Below are 4425 nucleotides of genomic sequence, written 5' to 3'. Positions count from 1 at the left end.
GGGGAAACCCCGCCCGGCACCCGTAGCTCAGCTGGATAGAGCGCTGCCCTCCGAAGGCAGAGGTCAGAGGTTCGAATCCTCTCGGGTGCGCCATTTCGCAGACATCACCCGACGCAACGTCGATCCCGGCCATGACCGGGGCCACCCTTCGTATGTGCCGCATACTTCGCCAATCAACGAAGTGTCTTGACGGCGAAGGGGCGCCGCGCAATACTTTGCCGTATGGAAAACCAACGACATCAGCTCGACCGCGCATTTGCCGCGCTTTCCGATCCGACGCGCCGCGCGGTTGTCGCGCGCCTATGCCTGGGAGAGGCATCTGTGGGCGAACTCGCCGAGCCGTTCAGTATCGGCCTGCCCACCTTCCTGAAACACATTCGCGTCCTTGAAGACGGCGGATTGCTCGAAACGCGCAAGACGGGCCGGGTTCGCATGTGCGCTCTCAAACCGGAAGCGCTGCGCCAGACGGATATCTGGCTCAGCGAACACCTCCGCATCTGGGCCGCGCGACTTGACCGGATGGACGCCCACATTCAACGCCGCAAGAAGGAGATGCGTAACGATGAGTGATTTGTCGCCCTGGTCGGAGTGGCCTCTCGACCGCGAGATCGTCATTGCGCGCGTTGTCGACGCGCCGCGCAGCCTCGTCTTCGAAGCCTGGACAGATCCGGCGCAGTTGCCCGCATGGTTCGGGCCGGAGGGCTTTACGATCGAGACCAAGGAGATCGACATCCGACCCGGCGGACAATGGCGCTTCGACATGATTGCGCCGGACGGAGCGCGCTACGGCAACCGCATGATCTTTCTCCGGGTGGAGGCGCCTGCCTTGATCGAGGTCGACCATGGCTCCGATCAGGATGAAGACCCGTCGGCGTTTCGAATGCTGGTGACTTTCGACGAGCAGGCCAACGGCAAGACGATCGTCACCTTGCGCCAGATGCATCCGACCAGGGCGCAACGCGAAGCGACAATCGGATTTGGCGCCGTCGAATATGGCGGCCAGACGCTCGACAAACTCGCGCGACATGTGCAGGCGCGGAGGCGATGACACGCCGCTTTCCTCTAGTTTGCCGCCAATCGCCTAGGGGAAACCCCGCCCGGCACCCGTAGCTCAGCAGGCATCGCGGTCGGAAGCGCTGGCTCAGGTCGCGGCTGTCGTTCGGGCGTATCGCATCGGCGGCATCCCGACACGACGGGTGAAGGCGGTGCTGAAGGTGCTCGCCGAACCATAGCCGACCTGGGCGGCGATTTGTTCGATCGCCAGTTCACGATTGCACAGCAAACGTTTGGCGAGTGCCATGCGCCAAGCCAACAGATATTCCATCGGCGGAAGACCGACGATGCGGCTGAACCGAGCAAAGAAGGCCGAGCGCGACATCGCGGCCTCGGCGGCGAGATCGGCGACCGTCCAGCCATGCGCCGGCCGCGCATGGATCGCGCGCAGGGCAGCCACCAGGCGGTCGTCGGAGAGCCCGCGCGCGACGCTCGGCCCCGCGGCGAGATCGGTGCCGCAACGCAGGGCTTCGATCAGGAGCACTTCGAGGAGACGTTCCAACACTAGCTCGCGCGCGGGCCGCGACTGCCGGGTCTCGTCGCCGACCAACTGCAGCAACTGCGCGAGCCGGGGTTCGCCGCGCGCCACGACCATCGCCGGCAGAAGGGATACGAGCAGCGCCGCATCCGGCGAAGCGAAGCTGCATAGCCCGACCTGCATCCGGAGATTGACCGGCGCTTGTCCGGAGCCCACCCGGTATCGGCCCTCGCCAAGCTCAGTCGGCACCATGTCGATTCCACGTGGCGGTGCATCGATACTCTCGATCGCCTGGACGCTGGTCGAGGGCGACAAGACGAAATCGCCGACGCCGATGATGATCGGCGGGCGCCCCGCGACGATGATCCGGCATTGGCCTTCCAGAACCGCGAAATAGACGGGCTTGCTCTCGACATCGCGATTGATGCGCCATCGCCCGGCATATTCAACCAGCTTGGAGAAGCTGGCCGAGGGCTGAAGCAGCGTCACGATCTCGGCCAGCGGATCAACCGTCATTTCAGGACTATCGCCAATCGATTCTGGATTTTCACCGATAGAAGGTCCTGTAAGTAATAACTACCTCGGGAAATACCAACAACCCTCCCGGAGTTTCTCATGCCCAAAGTTTTGATCACCGGCTGTTCATCCGGCTTCGGCCTCGAAACCGCGAAGCTGTTCCTCGAGCGCGGCTGGAAGGTCGTCGCCACGATGCGCCATCCCAAAGACGCGATCCTTCCGGCGTCCGACAGCCTCACCGTCCTGTCGCTCGACGTCACCGATCCAGCGAGCATCGCCAATGTCTTCGAGAAAGAAGGCGGCATTGACGTGCTGGTGAACAATGCGGGGTTCGGTGCCGCCGTGCCGATCGAGTTGATCGAGCCTGAGACGGCGCGCCAGCTGTTCGAGACCAATATGCTCGGCACACTGGCCATGGTTCAGGCGGTGCTGCCCAGGTTCCGCGCGCGCCGCAGCGGGACGATCATCAACGTGACCTCCAGCGCGACCCTGAAGCCGCTGCCCTTGGTCAGCGTTTACCGGGCGAGCAAGGCGGCCGTAAACGCCCTCTCCGAGTCCCTGGCCGCCGAAATGGAGCCCTTCGGTGTACGCGTGCACATCGTCCTTCCTGGCCGCTCACCTGAGACCAGTTTCAGCAACAATGCGATGCCGCATCTGCGCGGGCTGGATAATCCTGACTACAAGCCGCTGATCGAGGGCATGATCGCCAATTTCCGCGAGAGTACAGGTCCGGTTACCCATGCGACCGATGTGGCGGAAGCGGTCTGGCAGGCGGCCATCGATCCGAGCGCGCCATTCCAGATTCCTGCGGGTGAGGACGCGGTGCAGTGGATGGCCGAGGCTCGCTGAGCGGTCCAACGCAGTTCAACCACCAGACCAGGGCGGTCCGCGCCAGGACGCGGACCGCCATTCCGCCAATTGTCCGTTTTCAGCCAGGCCCGTCCGTTACCCTTGGCCGGGGATCGGCAGGCATTCCATGATCTCGACCGCTTCGCCGGGGAAGATCGCGAAATGGGGATGGTTCTCGAACATCCTGGCCGCTGCCTCGTGAGACTCGGCCCGCACGACGACATAACCCGCCAGATCGTTCCGCGTATCCGCGATGCCGGAGGGCGAGATGCGCTTCGTCTTGCCGAGCGGACCGCCCGCGACGACGACCTCGGCCTCGTGGGTCTTCATCCAGCCTCCCCATGCCTGCATGCCCGCCGCGATACGCTGCTGCCGTGTCGCCTCGTCGAGTGCGCCCCATTCCGCCTGTCGCGGCGAGGCGGCGCTGCCGAGATAGATCGCCAGAAAGGTCTTCATGGGCTCCTCCACAATTGAAACTTCACGTTGTCGACGAGGATTGACAATAAGTTGATATCAACCTATTCAGGATCATGTCAACCTCCAGGACCGTTCCCTACCAAAAGACGCTGCAAGTTCGCGATCATTGCCTGTGTCTTGCGACGCAACGCGCGGCACGGATGATTGCGCGCCGCTTCGACGAGGCCTTCCGCCCGCTCGGGCTCACAAGCGGGCAGTTCTCGTTGCTGATGTCGTTGAACCGTGAGGCGCCGCCGTCGATCGGCTCCGTCGCTGCGCTTCTCGCCATGGATCGGACGACGTTGACGGCGAGCCTGAAGCCGTTGACCCGCCGCCGTCTCGTCTCGGTCGCCGTCGATCCAAAGGATCGGCGCGGGCGTCTGTTGAAACTCACGGCGGCCGGCCGCGCGCTTCTCGCCTCGGCGATGCCTGTCTGGGAGCGGACGCAGAAGGAGATGGAACGTCTGCTCGCGACGCCGGACGCGGAGACGCTGCGTCAGGGGCTGCGCCTTCTGTCGTAGCGCGGAAAGCGCTGGCGCGCCTCTGGCACCCGCGGCCGAAATCCTGTTAGCTCCTCCGGGGATCGGAGGCGAGGGACGGGATGAGACTTCTTTATATCGACATCGATACGCTGCGGCCGGATCATCTCGGCTGCTATGGCTATCACCGCCGGACGAGCCCGAATATCGACCGGATCGCGCGCGAGGGTCTGCTCTTCCGCAACGTGTACGCCTCGGACACGCCCTGCCTGCCGAGCCGGACGGCGCTGCTGACGGGGCGGTTCGGCATTCACAATGGCGTCGTCAATCACGGCGGCGTCGATGCCGATCCGGTGATCGGCGGACCGGACCGGCAATTCTGGTCGACCATGCAGATCGACAGCTTTCCCTCGCGGCTGAAACGCGCCGGCCTGAAAACCGTGAGCGTCAGCTCCTTCGCGCATCGCCATTCAGCCTTCCACTGGTATGCGGGTTTCGACGAGGCCTATAACGTCGGCAAATACGGGCTCGAGACGGCCGACGAGGTGCATGCGATCGCCGCCGACTGGCTCCGGCGGAACGGCGCGCGGGACA

The 4425-nt window shown here is 64.0% G+C and carries 7 protein-coding genes and 1 tRNA gene; 6 read left to right on the top strand and 2 right to left on the bottom strand.

The window, feature by feature from the left end:
- Positions 1–16: 16 nt before the first annotated feature.
- The 3 genes from VMR03_RS15230 to VMR03_RS15220 all read left to right on the top strand — a co-directional run bounded on the left by VMR03_RS15230 (position 17) and on the right by VMR03_RS15220 (position 1048).
- Positions 17–93, top strand: a tRNA-Arg gene (locus VMR03_RS15230).
- A gap of 93 nt (positions 94–186) precedes the next feature.
- Positions 187–570 (top strand): metalloregulator ArsR/SmtB family transcription factor, encoded by a 384-nt coding sequence (locus VMR03_RS15225; protein WP_325406707.1) that lies wholly within the window; start codon positions 187–189, stop codon positions 568–570.
- Complete coding sequence (locus VMR03_RS15220) at positions 563–1048, top strand: SRPBCC family protein (RefSeq protein WP_325406705.1); 486 nt, start codon at positions 563–565, stop codon at positions 1046–1048. Before VMR03_RS15225 ends, VMR03_RS15220 begins: the two co-directional genes overlap by 8 nt.
- A 93-nt stretch (positions 1049–1141) precedes the next feature.
- Here VMR03_RS15220 and VMR03_RS15215 read toward each other — a convergent pair whose 3' ends face one another.
- Positions 1142–2047 carry an AraC family transcriptional regulator gene (locus tag VMR03_RS15215; RefSeq protein ID WP_325406703.1) on the bottom strand — a complete coding sequence of 302 codons (906 nt, stop codon included), beginning with the start codon at positions 2045–2047 and terminating at the stop codon, positions 1142–1144.
- 99 nt (positions 2048–2146) lie between these two features.
- Between VMR03_RS15215 and VMR03_RS15210 the strand changes: the two genes are divergently transcribed.
- Positions 2147–2896, top strand: coding sequence for an SDR family oxidoreductase (locus VMR03_RS15210; RefSeq protein WP_325406701.1), 750 nt, complete (start codon positions 2147–2149; stop codon positions 2894–2896).
- A 96-nt stretch (positions 2897–2992) separates the two neighbouring features.
- Here the strand turns inward: VMR03_RS15210 and VMR03_RS15205 are convergent, their stop codons facing one another.
- Complete coding sequence (locus VMR03_RS15205) at positions 2993–3352, bottom strand: YciI family protein (RefSeq protein ID WP_325406699.1); 360 nt, start codon at positions 3350–3352, stop codon at positions 2993–2995.
- A gap of 74 nt (positions 3353–3426) precedes the next feature.
- Here VMR03_RS15205 and VMR03_RS15200 point away from each other — a divergent pair, with 74 nt between their 5' ends.
- Together VMR03_RS15200 and VMR03_RS15195 are read left to right on the top strand one after the other, a co-directional pair.
- Entirely contained in the window at positions 3427–3873 is a 447-nt protein-coding gene (locus VMR03_RS15200; RefSeq protein WP_325406697.1) for a MarR family winged helix-turn-helix transcriptional regulator, read from the top strand.
- 80 nt (positions 3874–3953) lie between these two features.
- Positions 3954–4425 (top strand): sulfatase-like hydrolase/transferase (locus tag VMR03_RS15195; protein ID WP_325406695.1); only part of this gene is annotated, 472 nt, incomplete at its 3' end.

This window comes from Parvibaculum sp., from assembly GCF_035511255.1.
GTDB lineage: Bacteria > Pseudomonadota > Alphaproteobacteria > Parvibaculales > Parvibaculaceae > Parvibaculum.
Note: the sequence above shows the minus strand (reverse complement) of the source record. Positions and strands in the feature narration are given on the sequence as shown.